General features: G+C 58.8%; 12 protein-coding genes and 8 pseudogenes. 7 read left to right on the forward strand and 13 right to left on the reverse strand.

What is annotated here, in order from left to right:
• Together AC0L17_RS27860 and ubiM are read right to left on the reverse strand one after the other, a co-directional pair.
• Positions 1-1,059: efflux RND transporter periplasmic adaptor subunit (locus tag AC0L17_RS27860; RefSeq protein ID WP_473518149.1), on the reverse strand; the 1,059-nt coding region annotated here is incomplete at its 3' end.
• A 1,270-nt stretch (positions 1,060-2,329) separates the two neighbouring features.
• Positions 2,330-3,509: pseudogene (gene ubiM / locus AC0L17_RS27865) on the reverse strand (5-demethoxyubiquinol-8 5-hydroxylase UbiM).
• Between the two features lie 23 nt (positions 3,510-3,532).
• Between ubiM and AC0L17_RS27870 the strand changes: the two are divergent.
• Positions 3,533-3,712, forward strand: a pseudogene (locus AC0L17_RS27870) (SIR2 family protein); the annotation flags it as partial.
• Between the two features lie 52 nt (positions 3,713-3,764).
• A complete protein-coding gene (locus AC0L17_RS27875; protein WP_473489886.1) occupies positions 3,765-4,070 on the forward strand; it encodes a hypothetical protein in 306 nt (101 codons plus the stop codon).
• Between the two features lie 703 nt (positions 4,071-4,773).
• Here AC0L17_RS27875 and AC0L17_RS27880 read toward each other — a convergent pair.
• The 3 genes from AC0L17_RS27880 to AC0L17_RS27890 form a co-directional block, all read right to left on the reverse strand.
• On the reverse strand, positions 4,774-5,727 hold the full coding sequence (locus AC0L17_RS27880; RefSeq protein ID WP_473518150.1) for a GDP-L-fucose synthase family protein: 954 nt from the start codon (positions 5,725-5,727) through the stop codon (positions 4,774-4,776).
• Between the two features lie 91 nt (positions 5,728-5,818).
• Complete coding sequence (gmd, locus tag AC0L17_RS27885) at positions 5,819-6,916, reverse strand: GDP-mannose 4,6-dehydratase (protein ID WP_473482486.1); 1,098 nt, start codon at positions 6,914-6,916, stop codon at positions 5,819-5,821.
• A 142-nt stretch (positions 6,917-7,058) separates the two neighbouring features.
• Entirely contained in the window at positions 7,059-8,048 is a 990-nt protein-coding gene (locus AC0L17_RS27890) for a nodulation protein NodZ (protein ID WP_473482488.1), read from the reverse strand.
• A 475-nt stretch (positions 8,049-8,523) separates the two neighbouring features.
• Between AC0L17_RS27890 and AC0L17_RS27895 the strand changes: the two are divergent.
• Positions 8,524-9,263: pseudogene (locus AC0L17_RS27895) on the forward strand (beta/alpha barrel domain-containing protein); the annotation flags it as partial.
• Positions 9,246-9,438, forward strand: a pseudogene (locus AC0L17_RS27900) (aminotransferase class III-fold pyridoxal phosphate-dependent enzyme); the annotation flags it as partial. The pseudogenes AC0L17_RS27895 and AC0L17_RS27900, both read left to right, overlap by 18 nt.
• Positions 9,439-9,676: 238 nt before the next feature.
• Here the strand turns inward: AC0L17_RS27900 and AC0L17_RS27905 are convergent.
• From AC0L17_RS27905 to AC0L17_RS27920, 4 genes are all read right to left on the reverse strand, one after another.
• Entirely contained in the window at positions 9,677-10,267 is a 591-nt protein-coding gene (locus AC0L17_RS27905; RefSeq protein WP_473518151.1) for a NodA family N-acyltransferase, read from the reverse strand.
• A 485-nt stretch (positions 10,268-10,752) separates the two neighbouring features.
• On the reverse strand, positions 10,753-11,490 hold the full coding sequence (gene fabG / locus AC0L17_RS27910) for a 3-oxoacyl-[acyl-carrier-protein] reductase (protein WP_473489884.1): 738 nt from the start codon (positions 11,488-11,490) through the stop codon (positions 10,753-10,755).
• Positions 11,491-11,810: 320 nt separating this feature from the next.
• On the reverse strand, positions 11,811-13,019 hold the full coding sequence (locus AC0L17_RS27915) for a beta-ketoacyl-[acyl-carrier-protein] synthase family protein (protein WP_473489883.1): 1,209 nt from the start codon (positions 13,017-13,019) through the stop codon (positions 11,811-11,813).
• The gene (locus AC0L17_RS27920) at positions 13,020-13,298 is read right to left on the reverse strand and encodes an acyl carrier protein (protein WP_473482526.1); all 279 of its coding nucleotides are present in this window, start codon (positions 13,296-13,298) and stop codon (positions 13,020-13,022) included.
• A gap of 946 nt (positions 13,299-14,244) precedes the next feature.
• On the opposite strand from AC0L17_RS27920, the pseudogene AC0L17_RS27925 reads away from it, so the two are divergent.
• Positions 14,245-14,559 (forward strand): annotated as a pseudogene (locus AC0L17_RS27925) (transposase); the annotation flags it as partial.
• A gap of 842 nt (positions 14,560-15,401) precedes the next feature.
• Positions 15,402-15,680, forward strand: a complete 279-nt coding sequence (locus AC0L17_RS27930; RefSeq protein ID WP_473482496.1) for an HU family DNA-binding protein — start codon at positions 15,402-15,404, stop codon at positions 15,678-15,680.
• Positions 15,681-15,730: 50 nt separating this feature from the next.
• On the opposite strand, the pseudogene AC0L17_RS27935 reads toward AC0L17_RS27930, so the two are convergent.
• From AC0L17_RS27935 to AC0L17_RS27950, 4 genes and pseudogenes are all read right to left on the reverse strand, one after another.
• Positions 15,731-15,950 (reverse strand): annotated as a pseudogene (locus AC0L17_RS27935) (TA system VapC family ribonuclease toxin); the annotation flags it as partial.
• 34 nt (positions 15,951-15,984) lie between these two features.
• Positions 15,985-16,190, reverse strand: a pseudogene (locus tag AC0L17_RS27940) (CopG family transcriptional regulator).
• A gap of 936 nt (positions 16,191-17,126) precedes the next feature.
• A complete protein-coding gene (locus AC0L17_RS27945; protein WP_473518152.1) occupies positions 17,127-19,010 on the reverse strand; it encodes an acyltransferase family protein in 1,884 nt (627 codons plus the stop codon).
• Between the two features lie 414 nt (positions 19,011-19,424).
• Positions 19,425-20,870 (reverse strand): efflux transporter outer membrane subunit, encoded by a 1,446-nt coding sequence (locus AC0L17_RS27950; protein WP_473518153.1) that lies wholly within the window; start codon positions 20,868-20,870, stop codon positions 19,425-19,427.
• Here AC0L17_RS27950 and AC0L17_RS27955 point away from each other — a divergent pair.
• Positions 20,848-21,882: pseudogene (locus tag AC0L17_RS27955) on the forward strand (ISL3 family transposase); the annotation flags it as partial. The gene AC0L17_RS27950 and the pseudogene AC0L17_RS27955 sit on opposite strands and share 23 nt — an antisense overlap.
• Between the last annotated feature and the right edge of the window lie 188 nt (positions 21,883-22,070).

The following is a 22,070-nucleotide window of genomic DNA, read 5'->3' on the forward strand; positions in this document are numbered from 1 at the left end:
ATCGGCAGGGATGCCGCCGAGCACCAGGCCGGTTGGCGTATCGTCGACCAGATCGATCGGGAAGAACACGACCTTGTCATCCCTGTCGACGGCGCGGATGCCGAGATCGCCCTTGTCGCCCAGCGTCACCACGGAGCGCGGCAGCATGACAGCGTCGGTCGGCTGCGCGCTCAGCGCGATCTCGGCGGTCATCCCGGCCGGAATAGTGCCCTCGGGGTTGGGGATTGCGGTCTCGACGCGGAAGGTGCGGGTGGCGGACGAGGCGTCGCGGCTGATGTAGCGCACGGTGCCCTCGACGTTCTGGCCGCTGACCAATCGTACATTCGCCTTGTCGCCGATCTTCAGATAGCCGAGATCACGTTCGCTGACCTCGCCGCGGGCAATCACCGGATCGAGGCTCAGAATGGTCGCCACTTCGTCGCCCTGCATCACGGAACTGCCAAGCTCCACCGGTACCCGGTCGATGACGCCGTCGAACGGCGCCTTCACCTCGTTGCGGTCGAGCTCGGCCTGCGCGGCTTCCAGATGCGACTGGCCTTGCGTCAGGTTGGAGCGAGCCGTATCGAGCTGCAGCTTGGGCAGATTGCCGGTTTTCGCCAGCCGCGAGGCCGCATCGAGTTCGGCCTGACGCTGCGCGACAAGCTGCTTGGCGTTGCTGAGCGCCGAAAGCTTTTCCTCGGTGGCAAGCATCAGCACGAGGTCGCCCGTCTTGACGCGCTGTCCCTGCTTGACCGGCAGCTTGTCGATGACGCCGGCGACGCGCGTCGCCAGGACCGCGCGCTTGTCGGCTTCGGTCAGTCCGGAAATCCGGATGGCGCGCGCATAGGTACGCCTGGGTGGGGTTATGGTCGCGACGGTGCGTAAGGTCGCCTTGGGCTGTTCTGCCTCAGCGGGCTTGGCCTTGCCGCCGTCAGCCGCCTTTGGCTGCTCGACCTCCCCCGCTTTGGATTTGTCGGCGGCCGCGCTGCCGACGGACGAGAACTCGCCCGTCGCCATCCACGCAGCGAAACCGACAAGCACAACAATGGCTGCAAGCTTGTGAAACCTGTACTTCGGCATCGTCGTTTTTTCCAGTGCGCGGGATTCGGCCGGGCCGCGTCTTCTAACTCGGCGCGTTGCGCGCAAGGCCGTGTTCAACTTGCCGTGATCGGCGAACGAGCTTCTACATCAAAGTTGCACCTAATTCTGAAAGCGGGGCCGTTCGTGAGACCCGATGTCAAAACACCACCACGCTTCACCGTGTGGTTTGCCCACCTCGTGCGCTTCTGGGACCATTCAGCGAATGAGAGTCCGTTTGACGCGCGCATAGACACGGATGAGGAAGAACGTCCCGGCACCAATTTCCACTGTCTTCGGATCGTTGCCTTCTGTACTCCTATGGGCATAGGTGGTTGGTGCTCAGGCTTCTTCGTCGGGCGTGCCTGCAGGCCGAGGCACCTGATTTCGGTCACACCCCTAATAGGGTCGGCAGGATTGGCAAAATTGATTGTTCGGATGACAACCATCCACGCCCTAAACACATCGAAGGTGGAATTGGGCGTGGCTGGGTCCGCGCCTGTGTGGCGTTGGCCGACAAACGCTTGGCGGCGGTCGGGAATTCCGCACACACAGCGATTGACACGCTGACGATCCGCGACGGAAGAGGCTCGCGGCATTCAGCAGCCCCGTCTTCATCAAGCATGGAGCCCACCTTGTGCGTTGTCGATCTCGTAGACGCGATCGAGTTTGAGGAGTGGCCGGAGGAACGCCGCAGTCTGATCCATGAAACAGCCCTTCACCGGTGCTACCAAGCACAAGACGCCGCACGCCGATGGGCGTGGCCCGCGATGCCTTTGTCGGCTTCGCGGAGCGAGCCGGATTCCTGAAAGACCCCAGGCGGAAATGCGGTGGATCGCTGCTTCCAATTCGGGCGGTGGACAGGTGTAGGTTCGTTCGGCCGCCCACCTCGTGTGCCGGCTGCGCCGGATGCGGCTGACCATGGAGCGACAAGCGTGCAACCACGGAACCGGCTGGGCGCTGCGCGGGTCGAAAATCGCGGCGGTCCTCTCTCGTTCCAAGACAGAGCAATCCTGACCGATCGCTCCGTAGAGGGGCGGCCCTGCCATAATCAGCACCGAAAGCCGATTGACCGGCCCAGATACCTCGTCGTCCGCACCAGGAAAACGAACGCTTGAAAGAGCAGATCACGCTTCCGCCCGTACAAGGGGAGGAAGGCGTCATGCTCTTCACTGGGATCGAGGATCCCGCGCAGCCGCGACCGCTCACATCGAACCAAACTCGCCAGCCTGCTACGCCGGCACGCCGATGATGACACTATGGTGACTGGGGTTCACCGCCTCAGCATGGCCGCAATGCCATGACGGACAAAGGGAAGATGTTGGCCGAAGCGCAGCCCCACATGTCTTGCAAGACGTGCCGCCGGATGCTCGCTTGAGTAGAGTCCGACGAGGATATTCGTAGCATGATAGAGCGGCGCCGAAGACAGGCGCAGTCGGCTTTCATATCTGCGGAGCATGTCGGGATCGGCAATGTCGCGACGGTCGCGCCATGCTGTCAGGATGCCACGGGCGAGTTGCCTCTGGCCGCCGAGGCCGATGTTGAAGCCATGCGCGGTCACCGGGTGCATGCCAATGGCAGCGTCGCCTATCAATGCGGCGCTCGGCGCCCGGAACCTGTGCGCCCAGGTGGTGACCAACGGATAGATATGGCGGCTGCTTGCCAAGCTCATGTTGCCGAGGCGCCCTCGACAGCGCTTCGTCAACTCCATCAGGAACAACTCGTCGTCGAGGGCAAGCAGTCCGTCGGCCTCGTTTGAAGGCAAAGTCAAAAGCAGCGACGACATGCCTCGCGCGAGGGGCAACATCGCTACCGTCTGATGATGATCGAACCATTCGATCGCGATCTGGTGGTGGGGGCGCTCGTGCCTCACCCGGCAAATCAGCATCGAGTTGCCAAGCCGATTGATATCGGCGCGGATGCCGAGCAGATTGCGGGTGGCGGACAAACGCGAATCGGCGGCAACGAGAAGCCGAGCGGTCAGCTGCCTGCCATTGGAGAGCGTTATGACTGCTCCCTGGTGACTGTTTGTTGCACGCACGACCGAGTGGCCGCACAGCAGCCGGACATGGCCCTGCAAGCGGATGATCCTGAACAGGGCATCGCGGATCCGGCAATTCGGGACCAGAACGCCAGTGGTTCCGCGGATCCGCCAGGGGAATCGAAACACAGCGCAAAAGGGCTCGATCCGTTGAGGACGCGTGCGCCTTGAAGCGGTGACTTGTCAGAGCCGCGGATAACATCCCAAGCGCCGAGCTCGCGAAGGATCCCAATCGAGGCGTGGGTGAGCGCGATCTCGCGACCGTCGAAAGCCGGATTTTCCAGTCTTTCCAGGGACTGCCCTTCGACAACCGCCAGTTTGAGCTCGCTGTGGCAAGCGATGCGGCGAAAGAAAGTCCGACCGGCCGGGCGCCAACGACAATGATGTCGAAGCTGTCATCAAAGCCGGCCATCAGCGTGCCGCCAGCGCGTTGGCTATGCCCGACAGATCATGAAGCGCTCCCATGGCCCACATTTTGCGGCAATCGATACAGCAAAGCTGACCAAGAACGAGCGTCGCTTCCTTGCAGAAAGGGCAATCACGGTCATTGACATGCCGACGGGTCAAGCCGCAGCCCGTCTCGTCGGATTGGGCGAGACATTGCATGAGGCCTAACGGGCAATCGTTGAGCCATTCCCAGACGCCTCAACATTGCCGAAAAAGTAAAATGGGCATTGTCTTCCGGGTTATTCAACAACTCCGAGAGGCGCTGCTGTTTCGAGCCAGCGCTGGAAGAGCTGCGACGGTTATTCATTCGAGGCTTCAGCTGCTAGGACATTCGATGCTGCGGATAAACAGCGGCGACGGGCTCGAACCAGCCGAGCAGAGCATCGTCTGGCGCCGGAGTTGGCGCGGCGAGCGGTCGCAGCTGATCGGCTTCACTTGGCGGCAGAAGCTGTGCGCACGGCACGATGATAAGGGGTGGTTGGGGTCGATGCCAATCAAGCTAAGGCCAAGCGTGCTCACCGCATAGGCGGTCACCTGCCACTGCCATCCCAGAGCGTCAGGATGCTCTGCGCGATAGCTTGGCGCGCTGCACACGCGAGCGATTTGTTCAGGGCGAGCCGGTTCATCAACGAGACCCGCTGCTGCAGGAGTTGTAAACGCCCGCACCATCGCGCCGCGAATCCGCGCTTGTGGCGCTATGACCTCGAGGCGAGTGAGTTCGGCGCTAACAACGCAGACTGAAGCAAGCCGATCAGCCCGGCCCATGCCGGAGAGCACGGCGACCAATGCCGTCAGCTACACCACCTAGGGAGGACACGATCCGGACACGATCCCGCCTGCGGCGCGAGTTGAAAAGCATACGTCCACGTCCGCCATTACCGCATGCACCGCCTTGGATAAGGCCTGCCCCGAGGCATGGCGGGGCCCCGGTTGGCGTTCGTATCGACGGCAGGTTCCTAAGCAGCGACTCCCGTGAGGTCGAGCAGTTCTAACTGGCGGCGTGAGTCGACGGCGCTCACGCACAGCCGTTCCAGGTGCAGCCCGTTATGCGGCCCTCGCCCTTCCCATTGGCCTGGGCAAGCTTTTGGGTGGTCCTCAGCACCGCCGGTCGCAGAGAGGTCCGGTTTGCACCGTTAGCACATGTATGCGTCCCTCTCTTCTGTTTGGCCTGACTGAACAAACTTGCACCCGGTCGGACACGCAGTCCAACCAGGATGCGCGCGTCCACATCAAGCCCCATGAAGGCGAAGAAAATCCTCATACGTCGCTTGCAACCCGGCACCAAGAGACGTTTTGGCCTTCCAGCCAAGCTTACGCAAGCGCGTTACGTCCAGTAACTTGCGCGGAGTACCGTCTGGCTTCGTCGTGTCGAATACCAGATTGCCCTCCCAGCAGACCGCTGCCTTGACGAGTTCCGCCACCTCGCGAATTGTGACATCCTCGCCAACGCCAACATTAATCAGGGGCGCAGTGTCGGGGGCAGTCAAGGCGTCAAAAACCGAATCTGGCAGGCCAAGCAGGAACGCAATGGCATCGCCTACATCCGACGAATACATAAACTCTCGCCGAGGGTTTCCGGATCCCCAGACCCCCACCGAGGAGTCGCCGTTTATTTTAGCTTGATGAAAACGGCGTATCAGAGCAGGCAGAACGTGGCATTTTTCGGGGTGATAATTATCGCCGGGACCATATAAGCTGGTCGGCATCAACGCGAGATAGCGCGTCTGGTACTGCCGGTTAAAAGACCAGCATGATTCGACTCCTGCGATTTTTGCCAAAGCGAAGGGACGATTCGTCGCTTCAAGCGGACCGGTGAGAAGGTATTCCTCCCGTATCGGCTGCGGACAGTCGCGTGGATAGATACATGAGGAGCCAAGAAAAATCATCCGTTCGACGCCTGAAGCGTAAGCGGCATCAAAAACACTGAGTTGGATCGCGAGGTTGTTATGAAGGAAATCGACAGGAGAGCTAGCGTTCGCCAGTATACCACCAACCTTTGCGGCGCACATAATGACGTAATCGGGCCGCCGCGACATGAAGAACCTGCGCGTCTCGGTCTGGTCAAATAGATCCAGTTGGTCGTGAGTACGTGTTATTATCTCATACGATCCTAACGCCTCGAGGGCACTCATTGTGGCGGATCCAACAAGGCCGCTATGGCCTGCCACATAGACTTTCTTCATCTTTTTGTTTCCCATGTGATAACGCTATGGACGCTCCTTAAGAAGGCCACCCTAACGCTGACAACAAGCCAGCATGGCGCCGCCGTTGTCATCATAACTCTCGTGGACTGTATGAATAATAACCCTGCGTCATCAGCACTGCGTCACGCTCTGCCATGCGCAAATCTTCCCGAACCATCTCCCTAACCAATTCAATGAAGGAGATTTTTGGCTCCCATCCAAGTTTTTCTTTGGCCTTGCGGGCATCGCCGAGAAGTGTCTCGACTTCTGCAGGACGAAAATAACGGGGATCTACTTTTACGATCAAAGCTCCCGTCTTTGCATCGTATCCCTCTTCGTCGACCCCTTCCCCAACCCAACGAACACCAATGCCGAGTTCAGCGGCCGCGACGGTGACAAATTCGCGCACCGAATGTTGCTCACCGCTAGCGATCACAAAGTCTTCAGCTTGCTCCTGCTGCAGCATCAACCACTGCATCTGGACGTAGTCTCGAGCGTGCCCCCAATCGCGAAGAGCATTAAGGTTGCCCAAGAATAGATTCGGCTGCATTCCAAGCTTAATCCGAGCCAGGGCGCGCGTGATTTTTCGCGTTACAAATGTTTCTCCGCGCGCGGGTGACTCATGATTAAATAAAATGCCGTTACATGCGTACAAATTGTAAGCTTCTCGATAATTTACGGTGATCCAGTGAGCATACAATTTCGCAACAGCGTAGGGTGATCGGGGGTAGAACGGTGTCGTCTCGGTCTGTGGCGTTTCCCGCACCAGCCCGTAGAGCTCAGACGTCGAGGCTTGGTAGTAGCGCGTATGCTCGACGAGCCCCAGGATCCGAATTGCCTCGAGGATACGCAGCGCACCCAACGCGTCCGAGTTCGCGGTGTATTCTGGTTGTTCAAAGGAGACTGCAACGTGGCTCTGAGCTGCCAGATTGTAAATTTCGTCCGGCTGAACCAGTTGGATGACGCGCGTAAGGCTGGACGAGTCTGTCAAGTCCCCGTGGTGAAGTGTAAGATCAACGCCACTTTCATGAGGATCATGATAGAGATGGTCTATACGGCCTGTATTGAAAAGAGACGATCGTCTTTTTATCCCATGCACAGAATAGCCCTTTTCCAGCAGCAATTCTGCGAGGTAGGAACCGTCTTGCCCCGTGACCCCGGTGATTAAAGCGACTTTTCTCTTTGACAAGCTTGAATCCTTTTGATTTTGACGCGCCGAAGAAAATGCTCGCCTGCGGCGGGATTGCGTGGCGAGAAAGGGGCGCATTGGGCAGGGCGAACGGGGCCTCTGCGCGAAGGCAAGGGAGAGTTCGAGCGGGATGCCAACCCCTTCATGGGGTCGGGGAACGGTCGAAAGAGTTATCAATCAAGATCAAACGACGCGGGTCCTTCAGATCGAATTCGACAATTCGTGGCACGAAGAGGCGGGCATAGCGGGAGAAGGCGCTAGTCGGAGGAAACCGAATTACAGTGTCGCATCTACCAAGGAGATACATCTCAACGAGAGCGGAAAAACCCCCGTCAATGCCCAGTGCTGCACTGTTTAAGGGGCCGGCCTGATCCGCTTGGAAGCGTTTTGGGACGGTGAAAAGTTCGGGAAATACGCCCGACAAGTGATCAACAACCTGGGCGCTGTCTGTACACAAGAACACCCTTACAGGCCTTGGATGCGGTTGCGCTTTGGCCATGCGAATGGCAGTGCATACCTGCTCTAGGGCAACCTTTGGATCAGCCCAGTAAGGTGCGTGATCCATAATATCTCCGCCGTTGCCGTGGCGGACATGGACCCCAATTATGCTGTGCCCGGCAAAGTGTTCCTGGTAGAGCGCTTCAATCCGATCCTCAATTTCGACCCTCGGTCTGATGCTCCGAAATATCGTTCGCTCGGCTTGCTCATCGCAGCGCCACATCAAGCAAGCATCACACACTACCGTGTTGGCTTCACAATCATCTTGGGCCTGGAAAAGATCGTTAAGCTCGTCACGTTCTTGGAAAATCTGTTCATCCGGACGGTACACGCAGTCGATGGATGGCTTGTTCCACCACGACGGGAAGAAGGGACCGGGGAATGAGACGTGGTTGATCTCGTCATCGCAAATGACCCGTACACCACCGATCTCTTCAATTGGCTTGAAGAAAGCCGGAAAGGCATTCGCAAACGGGTTGTCGAGGTAACAAGAGCCGCGCCAATCTATTGCTAAAGCCCGTCCCGTCCGATGTGCGTAGTCCCATGCCGACGCGAGAGACCACAGGCAATCACCGAGACCCTCGCGCCGTCGAGAAACAACGAACCGATCCATCCTTGAGCCATCAACAAGCATCTAAATTGCCTCTTTCCAAAACAACCACAAACCTCAGCTTTGCTGCTGCCTTTGAGGCAAGCGCCTGCGCAATTCGGGGAGCTTGTCGTGCTGCGCCGATGCGATGTAGCTTGCGTCGATCGCGGAAGTGCCTGGCCGCGATGGACGCGCGCCTAGGCTGGTATTCGGCGCACACCAGAAAATGCTCTTTGGAGCCAACGCAGACATCAACGACTTTCCCGAAAGGCTTACATCTTTGAATTCGTTCTATGCAACGTGCCGCAACATTCGTAAAATCGTCTGTTTCGATGAAACGCATCCACGTGATGGATGGCTAGTGACATGGGTTCCAGGGCGTTGACCTGAACCCTCTGAACCCTCTCGTTGTGCGTCACTGCTAATCCCAGCGGAACCTTACGGCGGCAGCACGCAGCATGACCCAAGTCAGCCGGCCATGAGCGCGACTGCAACGACGACATCCGACGGAGCCGTTGACATGACTTCACGTGCACACTTCCTCAGATCATCATCCCTGCTGGAAGACCTGGGCAGAGCCGGCGATATCACGAGCGATGCAATTATCGCCGCCGATGCAAAGCCACGCTTTCGCTTAACGCGCGCCAAGCGGGCGTGGGTGCGGGCTCGACCTGTGGCGTTTTCTTTCTTGCTCGTCGATCCAGCAATCGATGTGCAAATCCGGCGGCCGGACGGCAGCGATGTCGAGCAGGTCAAACCATTGCGATGGTAAACGGGCCGGCGCGAAGCCTGCTGAGCGGACCGCGCTCAATTTTCTGTGCCGTCTGAGCGGCATTGCTACGGCTACGGCCGCGTTGTTTGTCGAAGCGATACGCGGTCAGGCGCCAATCACCCGCTTCGCGCTCGACGACGCGGTGCTCAAGGACAACCACATCGCCATTGCCGGCGACATCCGCACCGCAATCGAGCGGGCGCCTAGCGCCATAGGTCACATGGTCAAGATCGAGGTAGAGGTGGACAGGCTGGACCAGTTGGAGATAGCGCTTACAGTGGGCGTCGACGGCATGCTCCTCGACAACATGTCGGTCGAGGAGCTTGCGCAGGCTGTGCCTATGTCGGGCGCAGCGCGATCACCGAGGCCTTGGGCTTGAGTAACGCGGGCGAGCGCCCGGCAATTGCGGCGACCGGCGTGGACCGCATATCGGTGGCTGGCTTACCCGCAGCGCGCCCATTCTCGACATCGGTCTCGTGCTCGGCGCCGGCGGCATGCTGATGTACCCGGCCTGGGTTCTGACCGAATTGAAGAAGATCACTGAGGCCTTCGGCACGCTCCTGATCGCCGACGAAGTGATGACCGGTTGGGGAGCGCACCGGAACCATGTTCGCCTGCGAACAGGCGAACATCTCTCCAGATATCCTGTGCACCTCGAAGGGCTCGATTTTGGGATAGCCGATGTCTTGTCGATTTCAGGGTGACGGCGATTCAGGTCCGGAACGTCCGTGCGCGCGGAAACTCGGGCTCGGATCGATTTAGATGCGCAGATTTTGCATGTTAATTCAGCCTTGATCATCCACAGCTAACTTGAATGGGATCGCGTATTCAGTCCGAGTAGCTCGGCAAAAACCCGCCGCTCTGGTGCCCTCAGCGCGATCACCCGGCACTTCAAGATGTTTCATAGCTCCGGACCGTTCCTAACGATCAGGGTGCCGGATGGCCACTCGCTCATCGAGCGTCCAATCGGCACAACGACGACGAGCACGTCCTCGACGCGCGTGGGCGGCAGGTCGAGATACACATCTGCGAGAGTGGACTGCACGCGAACGCCCGACACAATCGCCGCCAGGCCGTCTCTGCAGAACCTCTCCATATGGTTCCGCATCGCGTGCCGAACGGTGCCGAAAGCGAATGGAACTCCAAGCTGCCGCAATATTGGATATAAAACGCGCATTGAATGACCGATCCCTTGTCCCCCAAGATCCGCACGCACCCCGTACAACCCCAAGTCGGCCACCATGAGATCGACCTCGTCAACCTTGATGAAGCGGCGTAGTATGCCGATATGAGCCGCTACGCCGTGCGCGTCGTAGCTGATTGCGCGGAGCTCCGGCCTCGCACCGGCCCAGCTACGGCCGCCTTCGAATGGCTCTGAGTTGAAGGCCCCAGTCGGTCCGTAGGTCTTTCGGAAAAACTCGGAAAGTTCGACATGGTCGGCCTGTTGCAAGTCACTTTCCCAGCACAACCTCCACCGCACGTCAGAGCACATGGAAAAACCTCATCTTTGTTGCTGTTTTGTTGGGGAAGCGCCTAGCAGGGGGAACGCTTGTCGCATCGAGCCGGCTCGATGTAGCTTGTGCAGTTCGCCGAAGAAACTAGCCGCAATGAACATGCGACTCCGCTGTGTTGCGAGCACACCGGAAGGCGTACACCAGGAAAATGCTGCTCGGAGCCAATACAAACATCGATAGTTACCTTTGGCTTACATCTTTGAAATCTTGCTATGCGACGTTCTGCGGAATTGGCAAAATCGTTTGTTTCGATGAATGCATTCCACGCGACGGATAAGAAAGACATGCGTTTCAAAGAGCTTGATCTAAACCTCCGCCCAAGGCGGCCTTGATCACGAGGCTTCGACCCGGCCAGTTGCCCGACCGACCCACTCGTCAGTTGCCAGACCAACCGACTGCTATCTGGGTGGGAAACTTCCTTCACTGTTGATACGCGTCATCGGGGCGCACTGAACTTTTCACGCTAAATCATTGCCATACCGCCGTTCACATGAACGGTCTGGCCGGTGATGTAGGCGGCCTCGTTCGAGGCCAGGTAGACCACAGCTGAGGCGACTTCCACGCCGGTGCCCATGCGCCTGGCCGGAATGGCGGCCATGATCGCTTCTTTTTGCTTGTCGTTCAGCTTGTCGGTCATGGCCGATTCGATAAAGCCCGGCGCCACGCAGTTCACAGTCACGCCGCGTGTCGCGATCTCCTGCGCCAGCGATTTCGACACGCCGATCATGCCAGCCTTTGAGGCGCAATAGTTCGCCTGGCCGGGATTGCCGGTTACACCGGACACGGACGTGATGTTGATGATGCGGCCGTTGCGGCGGCGCATCATCGGATGGGTCAGTTCGCGGGTGAGCCGGAACATGGCGGTCAGGTTGACCTCGAGGACCGCGTCCCAGTCCGCGTCCGACATGCGGATAAAAAGCCCGTCCTTGGTGATGCCGGCATTGTTGACCAGTATGTCGACGCCTTCGAGTTCGGCTTCCGCCTTTGCGCCCAGAGCCTTGACCTCGTCGCGGTTCGAGAGGTTCGCTGGAAACAGTTTTGTCCGCCCGCCAAGTTCGGCAGCCAACGCCTCGAGCTTTTCGACACGCGTGCCGTGCAGGCCGACGGTTGCGCCCTGCGCGTGCAGCGCCCGCGCCACGGCCTCGCCGATTCCACCGCTTGCTCCGGTGACGAGCGCCTTGCGGCCGGTCAGATCGAACATTGTTATCGATTCCCTTTCTGAGGACCGGCTTCGCATGGAAGCGGCCACTGGCGGCCCTGCGTGCCTCCAGACATTGTCGGGTAAAGCTTTGGACACACCTCGAGCCGAACCGAAGGGCATGGCTTAACCTTCCGGGTAGCGGTACGTCCACGCCGCTTCAACAGTTGAGAATTTTGCAAAAACGGGGCCCCGGTTCGTCGAGCTTCCGCTGCCACTTGGCGCATTCACCGAGCCGGTCCAAGGCCACGTCCTTCACAATCGTGATCCGGCAAGCATTTGAATACGAGAGATAGAGTTACGGGAGGCACCTCGCATGGCTTCTACACCTGCTTGAACGCCAGAACTGCGTTCATGCCGCCCATGGCGAAGGCGTTGCTCAGTGCCACGCGCACCTTGCGCTCGCGCGCCACATTGGGCGTGACGTCGAGATCGCAATCGGGGTCTGGCTCGCGATAATTGGCGGTCGGCGGCACGACGCCCTCCTGCATCGCCATCACGCAGGCGATCATTTCAAGTGCGCTCGCCGCGCCGAGGCAATGCGCGTGCATGGACTTGGTGGACGAGACAGACATCGAATGGGCATAGTCTCCGAAGACGCGCTTGATCGCCGCCGTCTCGGTTCGGTCGTTGACCTTGGTGCCGGTGCCGTGGGCGTTGAGGTAATCCACGTCCTCAGCATTCAGCCCGGCGTCCGCAAGGCAAGCGCGCATCGCGGCCTCCGGCCCCTCGATGGACGGCGCGACGATGTGGAAGGCATCGCCGGAAAGGCCGATGCCTGCAATCTCGGCAAGCATTGTGGCACCGCGCGCCGCGGCATGCTCATAGCTTTCCAACACGGCCATGCCCGCACCCTCACCTAACACCACTCCCTTCCTGTCGGCGGAGAAGGGCCGGCAAGTATCCGGAGCGAGGGCGCGCATTGCATCCCATGCCTTCAGCTGACCGCATACGAGTGGCGCTTCGGCGCCTCCGGCAAGCATCACGTCGGCCCGGCCGAGCCTGATCTGATCCGCCGCCGAAGCGATCGCATGGTTGGCTGATGCGCATGCAGACGCGATGGCAAAGACCGGGCCGCGCAGGCCGAGGCTCATGCTGACCTGGCTGGCAGCGGCGCTCGGCAATCCCTTTGGTGCAGCATAGAGGCCAGTACGCTTCGCGCCGTCCAAATAGAGGGCGCGGTAGGTTTCTTCGACCGTTCCCCAGCCCCAGCCGCAGACGCCCACTGTCGCGCCGAAGCGATACGGATTTCCCTCGTCGCAGGAAAGTCCGGCGTGTTGCACGGCTTCGCGCGCTGCAAGCACAGCGAGCAAGCTGAGGCGATCCATGGAGACGAGCTGGTTGCGGCCGATGTCGTGCTTGGGCAGCTCGTTGATCTCGGTACCGACAGTGCCCTTCATCTCATGAAGCTCGGAAGTGACCATCGGGCGGATGGCGGAGCGGCCTTCGCGCATCTCTTTCCAGATAGAGGCGGCGTTGTTGCCTAGGCCGCAAAGCCCGCCCATCCCAGTAATGACGACTCGCCTGTCCAATCAGACCTCCTTCGCGAGCAAACCGCGGACGGCTTCCACCATGTCGCCGACATCCTTGAGATTCGACCAGGCGTCGGCCGAGTTCATGTCGATCTTGATGTCGTAGGCCTGCTCCACATCCCAGAGGAGATCCGCCAAACCCAGCGAATCGACGCCGAGCGAGGTCAGTTCCGTGGCAGTCGTTATTTCGCCGATGGTGGACACACTTCCCTCGCCGCTTTCCAATTCGACGCGCTTCTTGATCGTGGCAATGATTTCCGTTGCAAGTTGATCAGCCATTCTGTTCCTTTCCATAGCAATGCCTTTTGACGTGGGTGCGGCGCCATACCTCTGCCAGTCACGTCGCGAAAATCGTCCCTGACCAGGCTTGTGCCACTCACCAACAACAGTCGGATTATAGAAACCGGATGAGTTCCGGTTGGTCTGAGGCGTTGGCATCCAACTGCAACTCATTTTCCCGGGGCAACTTCCATCGCACGTCTGAGCTCATGGAAAGATTTTCTCATTTCGGGCTCTTTTTCGCAGTCGTCACACGATAAGGGTAGCGGGTGATCAGGGCGTGTGAGGTGCTGTCGTCAATGCGAGATTCCGGAGGATTGATAAAATCGTTTGTTTCGATGAGACGCATCCACGCTGTGGATAGAGATACATTTCAATGATCCGGTAAGCCTCTGGTTTCGGCAGATAATGCTACAGGAGGTATCCCGCATGGCCACTCCACGCAAAAGCTCGGCACGTCTCGAGCGCTGCTAGATGCTCAGCGCCTCACACTCGCTCTCTACGGTGCGACGAAGCGCGCTGGCGGTCGCGGAAGGCACAAAGGTTACCAATCCGCAGGGTGGATTCATCCTGTGGCTCGAGCTTCCGAACACCGTCGATTCGCTCGACTCTTTCAGGGCTGCATCGCGGCGGCGGCATGGGCGGTATGGGCGGTATGGGTTTCTAAGGTCTGCGCCTCTCACCAATCTCAAAGGGCGGCAGCAATGCCGCCCCCTTTTTTGGAACGGAGCCGGTCGGAAAAGGTTTGGGGCTCGCGTGAAGTTGGAACCGAGGCCCGCCACCGCCGACACATTTGCGGAAAGCGAGACAACACGTCAGGAACGACCCCGGCTGCTGCGCTGATCAAGCAGAGAAAATTTGCAGGCCGCCATCGCAAGCAGGGCGCTGGTAATGAAAAATCTACCCTGAACATGTCTTAAAGCCGTGCGTGGGTAGCCATCGGTGTCGGGGCGGTCGCGATTTCGCCGCCTGGCTCGGGCTGGTCCCTCGGCAGAAGTCGAGCGGCGGCAAGCAACGACTAGGGAAGGTATCGAAGATGGGCCAGCGCGATATTCGGCGGTTGCTCATCATCGGCGCCATGGCTGTGGTTCAATGGGCGTCTCGGAGGCGCGCGCCCGACGGTTCCTGGCTTGCCCGCTTGATGTTGAAGAAACCGCGCATGCTGGTGGCAATCGCGCTGGCCAACAAGATGGCGCGTGGCATCTGGGCCATGCTGACGAAACAGGAGGACTACCGGAATCCGGCGACGGTGCCTGCGTGATTTGCAACAACGCACCTGAGACCGGGACGTCGGAGATGTGAGGAAGGCATGAACTGCATGGGCAAATGATCGATCAGATCGGGGTCAGGAAAACCAGAGTCAAGTTGAGAGCCCACGCAAGCTCGCTTTGCTGATTTGGACCTGATCCGCGCATCACCATACCGGCCCGCGGCACATGGAACGGCCGCAAATCAAGGCCTGACACATGACCGCACTCGATCACATGTCCAATGCTTCAGGTTCCTCCTTGCAAAATGGCTGGCATCCACACAAGAACTTGACGCACACAACTTAGGAGAACCTGATCCACACCTGTCGCTCTGCTGTATGGGCCGATCACAAGGATCCCAACGGACCTTCTCTTCAACTCCGTGGCGGCCTACGCGAAATCTATCCGGCTATTACACCACGGATCGAGAGCGCTGGCGGCGATGGGTGAAAGCTTGCGGATTACGATCACCGAAAATGGTTCGGCTGAGCGCGGCATGCCAGTCAATGCTGCTCACTTCAACTGGGTTGATTGACGTGATGGGCAAATGCCGGCGTCATTGCTGACGAGATCGTCAGACGAGTGACACAGTAAGACCCGAAGCAGGCATCGTTGGAGGGAATCTTGGCCGTGGCGGTCTCTGCGGTGATCGGGTCGGGAGCCAGTCCGGCCCGACTGGTCTTTAGCCCGACCCAGTCTGCCAAGCTTCCAAAAACCTTTTCGACGTAGGAACTCAGGCCGACAGCCCAGCTTCCGGGGATTATTATTTTAACGCGTTGCGCCGCGCGCGGACTACCACCTCGGTGTGTTGTGTGCAAACAGTGGCAGGTAACAAAATAAAGGAGCATATTCCATGACGACGGCAAATGAGATCGCAGAAAAGATTGCAGCCGACAACGGCCTGACGAAGATGCAGGCCAAGAGCATCGTCGACAACGTGTTCAAAGCGATCTCCGATGCGGCGGCGAGCGGTGCCGAGACGAGCCTGCCCGGTTTCGGCAAGTTCAAGGTGAAGGAAACGCCAGAACGCGAGGGCCGCAACCCGTCCACGGGCGCGACGATCAAGATCTCCGCCTCGAAGAAGCTGTCCTTCACGCCGGCTAAAGCCATCAAGGACGCGCTCAACGCCTGATCCTGTACCGGGGATGGTGCCCTGATAGATAGGGTCCAGCCGTGGTACGCAGTGGGGATCAGGTGCAATGCAGACTTCCCGCCCTTCACGGCCGCCGCCGACAGCTTGCGGCCAGCTTGAAAGTTGGCCGCAGCGCGCCTTGGCGAGCGTGAGAAGATACGTATCCGTGACCTGTGTCGACGTCAGGATTTTCGCTGCATCGATGTCGCCGGAGCCGACCAGGCTCACATCGTCGGGCCAGAAGCTGTGCCCGTGCAATGCCCGCAACTTTGTGCGATCAGGACATTGACATCGAGCAGGAACGTCAAGGCAGTTCGTCTCGCAAGGCATTTACCGCGTCAAGCGTGACAGGAGGTGCATCCGGCCGAGGCGACAGGAGAGGAATCCCGTTGCGCCGCCGGCTTGGGGCCGGCGCGGCGAGCGCCGGGCGAGATTGGTGATGACCTCGCCAAGGCTGCGATCCTGCTGCCGGGCGATGGCCTCGGCCGCGACCAGGACGTCGTCATCGATAGCCTCATATCGCGCTAACCGTTAATGCGCCACCCGAACCGCGCTATTGACCGCTTGCCGTGCATCATGCCAAAGACACGATTTACGGGCTTGCCGCTATTTCTACGCTTCCAACCTGAAGCGTGTCTGGCGTGTGGCGCCACCTCGTTGACGGGCAGCCCCAACACGTCGGCGACATATCCGAGCGCTAGCATATCACCCTCCATTCGATTGCATCTAATTTGAATCCGAACTTCGATATTTTCAAATTAAATGCCAATCCTGGTCTAAACGACTGCATTCTCCAGTTAACTGTCAAGAGATATATAATTGATCAAAGACATTTTCTGATTGAGTAAGTACATATTATATTATTGTATTAATAGTATGTAGCAAAGATATAAATCGTCATAATTATTTATGAATTGATTGTTAAAAAGTATGCAAAGCAGGTAACCACTTTCTGATTCTTATCCTGACAATGGAATGGGACAACAGAAGCAGGCGCGATCTCATCTGCGTGGCATGAGACGATGGGCGAGAGATGATGACACTGAAGGAGCCGGGGGAGCTTACGGTGTCAATTTCTACGTCTGCGCCTATGTCTGATGACAGAGGTTTCCAATTCTTGAGGCGGCTCCGAACCGGCTGGACCGACGATGACGTCGGCACCGTCGACATGATCCGGCAGACCGGCAAGTCCAAGAGCTGCATATGGGGTTGGCAGAGCGCCCCAATTCCTCAATGCGGGTAACAATCCGCTGCATTGCGGCCGGATCTCCGGAACGGATCGGCTCATCATCAGCGCCGTGCGGGAACGCGTTCCGCTTGGCAGCCTTGCGGGCCGTCGCCTCGTGCGCTTTCAGGTCGGCGCGGCGGGCGTCCGAAATCCTCATGCGCTTTTCATTGCGAGCCACGCGAAAGTGCTCGCGGTTCACTCCGCCTAAAAAATTCGCTCTAACGAGCAGCCCTGATCAGCCTCTCAGCAAGTCTTGTCTTTCGAGCGATGATTTCTGATCCTTCATAGGAAAGATGGCCGCTGTCCCGGTAGAGGAATTTGCCATCGATCTCGGTTCTGCATTTTGTGTCGTCGCAGAGAAAGTCGTGGTAAGAGACAACCTCTACGTCAGCTTTCACAGCCACATGGTTCAAGAGCTCAAGAGTGCGGGATCGCATCCGGCGGTAATCGGTGACATAAATTTCACAATCACTGTGCCGCCCGAGCATAAGATTTCCCCTCACCTTTCGCTCAAGGCAATCGCCGATATCGAAGCCTGCGACTGGCGGGGGAGCAACTACGACCACTCGCCTGCCCAAAGCGCGAACGGCGTCGACGAGGGACTTGATACCCTCAACGGCTCCATCTACCGAAGTTTCAACTTCCGTGAATGTCCCGTCACGCCTCTTAAGCAGCATGAAGTCTTTTGAATCAGGGGCGTCAAATGGGCTCGAAATGACAACGGTCCTTATCCCCGGCCGATTTTTCAGGATACCCAAAACACTGTCATTGAAGCGAATACAGTCCTCGGCGAAGGAGGGAGACGCTGCGCGCTTGGAGAAGGCAGCAACGCCGATGGCGGGGAAGCACCCGCTCATTGTGAGCTGAGCCAGGCCGGCCTCTCCGATCGTTTTGGCCAAGCCGGGAACCAGTGCCATGGCAAATGAATCGCCCCAAACCAGCAATTCGGGCCTGCCCGTCGTCTGACAGGCCTCGGGAATGCCCTGGGGAGGCGATCCAGATGTGAGATCACATGCCCTTCCCAGGCCGTAATTGATCGGTCGGCTCTCGGAAAAGCCAACCCTACTTTCGGCTGCGCCAATGTCGACTGACCGTGCGAAGCCGAGAAGAACCGTTGCGGCAACGAGTCCTGAGGCCATCCGTCCACGAGATGCGACGAATCCCTGCCGGAACGGCTTTTCCACGAGCCGGTGAAGAACTAAGCTGGCTACAACTGAGAAGGCAACTGCCGCATAGATCGCAAGCGCGGGAGGCTCTGCCAGCCAAGCAGCCCGCACATATACAAGCACCGGCCAATGGACCAGATAGAGCGAGTACGAGATATCCCCGATCCTTGCCATGCTTCGAACCGCCACATTATCCCTGCTGGGCGACAGCAGGAGGATCAGGGTTGCCAAGCAAACCAAAGCGGCATCCACGATCGGGTTCTGCGAACTAAGTCCAATGGGAATAAGGAGGATAAGCACGAGCGCCGGGAGGCGCAGCGCCGCAAACTTGGCCGCCACGCGAGCGCTTGCGGGAAGCAATGCCCCGAGCGAACCAATCGCTATTTCCCAAAAGCGGGTCGGCAAAAGATAAAATGCAGCGTATGGGTGACGAATGGCCACGTATAGACACAGTGCCAGGCTGGCAATCAGGAGCAAACTAACCGCTGTGAGCCGCCATCTCTTGGGAGCCAAGGCCAAGAAAGCAGGAAGCAGCAGATAACACTGTTCTTCGACAGCGAGCGACCAGAAATGCAGGAGAGGCTTCGTTTCGGCGGATTCGCCGAAATAGTCCGCCTGAGACCAGAGAACGATGTTGCCGGTGAATGTGAGCGCCCCGAGGACCTGACTTCGGAAGTCCCGCAGGCCCACATCCGACAGGAAAAAGGGTGCAGCGACCGTCGTGAGCGCAATGACCACATAGGCCGCGGGCAACAGGCGCTTCGCACGACGATAATAGAATTCCCAATAGCTGAACCGTGACTGCTCAAGCTGGGTCGCGATGAGGCCGGTGATCAGAAAGCCCGAAATTACGAAGAAAATATCAACGCCGAGATAACCAAACGGCGCGATTTGGGTATGATAAAGGACAACCAGCAGGACAGATAGACCCCGCAAGGCCTGGACATCGGCTCGAAAGTCTCGCGGCATAGAAGACCTGATGAAATTCCCGGTTTAATTGGATGAACTGAGGCCTCGCACCAACGATGTGAAAATGGTGCCCTTCTAGAATCATCCGCTGGATCGAATCCGGCCGATCTGCCGCACTCGCCCATAATATAACTAAGAAAGTTGCCGGCAGCAGGTGTCGGCGTACTTGCTTCGGTCAATTGCTGTTCTTCTAATGGAGCATGCCCGCTAATTCGTAAAATCGATTATTTGAATGCCATACATCAAGGCTGTGGATCTGTTGCACACGCTCTGACGGCATTCGGCGAGGTTGCCGACTGCTTTCCGTCACCGTAAGTTTTTGCCCTCCCACAAAACGTCGAGCCAAAGGCGCCCGCCACGCGCGTTCGCCATAAGGCTTCATCACGCTGCATCTGGCTTCCAGTTCGAATGCACGGCTTTGAAGTAGGCGCGGTAGTTGCGCGCCGCGACACTGGCGTCGCCGATCTGCCGTCGCGTACTGTCGATCCGCACGAGTGCGGTCTCGACTTCGGCCACCGCCAGCACACCTGATTTGTAGGCGGCCACCGCCACCTTATATGCGGCTGCCGCGCTGCCCACTGCCGCCCGGCGCGAGCCACCGTCAAAAAGCGGGATCGAGACGGCCGGGCCGAAGGACCAGGGCAGAGAGGTTCCCATCAGCGATGAACTGTCGATCTTGACCGAGCCGCCGAGGCTGAGGCTCGGATAGAGATCGGCTTTTGCCGCGCCGATCTCGGCGAGCGATGCAGCGACCTCGAGTTCAAGGGCGTCGATGTCGGGGCGCTGCCGTAAGGCGTCGGCAGGCACGTCGGACAGCTTGAGGGTCCTTGGCGTGGGTAACCCGTGCTTGCCCATCGCCAGAATATCGCGGACGTGAGGCTCGTCACCGCCGATAAAGCGGGCGAGAGATTTGACGAGAACCTCGCACTCGGCACGCTGCGCGGTCCGTGTCGAGGCCGAGGTAGCAGCACTCGCCCGCCCTAGCGCAAGGTCGGCGCTCGACGTAAGGCCAGAGGTTGTGGCCATTTCCATTGCCCGGATCGTCTTGCGCTGCGAGGCGAGTTCGGTGGTATAAACTTGCTCCAGCTGCCGGCAGGCACGGTATTGCACATAATAGTCCGCCACCTCGGCCGCGAGCGAGACGCGCGCATCGTGCCAATCGGCGATCCGTTTGTGGACCCGAAGCCGCGCTGCCTCGCTCTTACGCCGTGTCTTGCCGAACAGATCGATTCCCCAAGAAGCGTCGAGGCTGCCGCTCACCGTCGTAACGGCAGCAACTTGGTTGGCTTTGTTGCCGCGGGCGAGCGATCCCGAGCCGCCAAGCCCCGGAAAAAGGCTCGCCTGCGTAGATGCCAGCGTGGCGCGCCCCCTCTCGATCTCTGCAACGGCGGACTCGAGACTGGGGCTTTCCGCCTGCGCAGATGCAATGAGGGCCGTCAGCGATGGATCGGAAAACGTGGACCACCAGGACACGAGATCGCCGGTCCGGCCGCCATGCGGAAAGGTCGCGTGCCAGGCATTCGCGATCTTCAAATCAGGTTCCTGAACGCTGGCGACGGTCGTGCAGCCTGACACGATCAGGCACGCTCCAAGACCGCCCATACCGACAATCCTGCGATAGGCCGCCTTCATCGCGGCCTTCGATTGGCAGGCATTACGGCCCGGCGCGAAACAGCCAGCAAGAAAGGCCATCATGGTAATGGCCATTAGTCGATGCATGTCTACCGCCTTGTTCCGGGCCGCCACCCAGCGGAAACATCTAGGTCTCCACCGGCAGCACCGCGTATGGCGATCGTTCTTCGCAATCGCTCCTGGTGTCGCGCTCACTGATGATCACAGTTGGGTTGTTTTCGCTGCCGGACCAGCGATCGGCATTTGCCCGATTGCGGCCGGCGAAGCCGAAGTCGGCATGGCTGGTCCAACCGCAGCCTTCAGGATCTGCCGGTCCAGGGCAAGCCCGTGACGGTGAAGCTCCTGCTGAGCCGCTGGCGATGTGCACATCAGAAATGTGAGCGACAAACGTTCACTGATCGACTCCCGACGGTTGCTTCCCCTTATGCGCGCAGGACGACGAGGGTCGTGGAGATTGTCGGCTTGCTCGGCCATAGCACGGGTGGACGTCCTGGCGAACGCCTCATGCAACGGCTCGGCATGCCGGTCAGTGACGACACCATCCTGCGGCAACTGAAGCGGGATGCCGCGGTTACTCACCGCGCCTCCGAGATTCGGGTGGTTGGCATCGATGACTGGAGCTGGCGGCGAGCGACGCGATACGGCACTATCATGGTTGATCTCGAGCGTCAGTCGGTCGTCGACATTCTCGATGATCGGAGTGTCGATAGCGCAGCCAGGTGGCTGCGGATCATCCCTCCGTCGAGGTCGTCAGCCGAGACCGCTGCGGCCTGTATACGCAGGCCGTCCGTGAAGGCGCACCGCAGGCTCACCAGGTGGCCGACCGGTTTCATCTGGTCCAGAATCTTCGTACGGCAATCGAGGAACAGATCAGCCTTAGTGGACGTGCTTCAGGAAGATCCATCCTGTCCGAGGACGCTATTGTCGACGCTGCGACACATCGCCGGCGCGCGCGTCTCGCGCATAGGCAGTCTCGCCAGGAGATATTCGAGATGCTCCACGCCTTACGCCAGGAGGGTCTATCCTACAGCGCGATCGCCCGACGGACCGGCTATGAGCGTCGCAGCGTAGCGAAGTGGCTCAAGTTCAAGGCTCCGCCAGATAGGCGGCGAGCAGCATTGAACCCCACATCACCATGGTACTTTGAAACGTTCCTTGCCCAATGCTGGAAGGAAGGGACCGCTGCGGACGGCATCTTTTTTCTGATTGAGTGAGAGACAACTCCATATCGTGTCAATAATTTGAAACAAAGATATAAACTGTCAATTTATGGACGGATTATTTCAAACGCATGAAAAGCAAGTAACCCTTTCTGATTCTGATCCTGACAATGGAATGCGACAACAGAAGCAGGCGCGATCTCATCTGCGTGACATGACACGATAGGCGAGAGAT

Source organism: Mesorhizobium sp. WSM4829, from assembly GCF_055811475.1.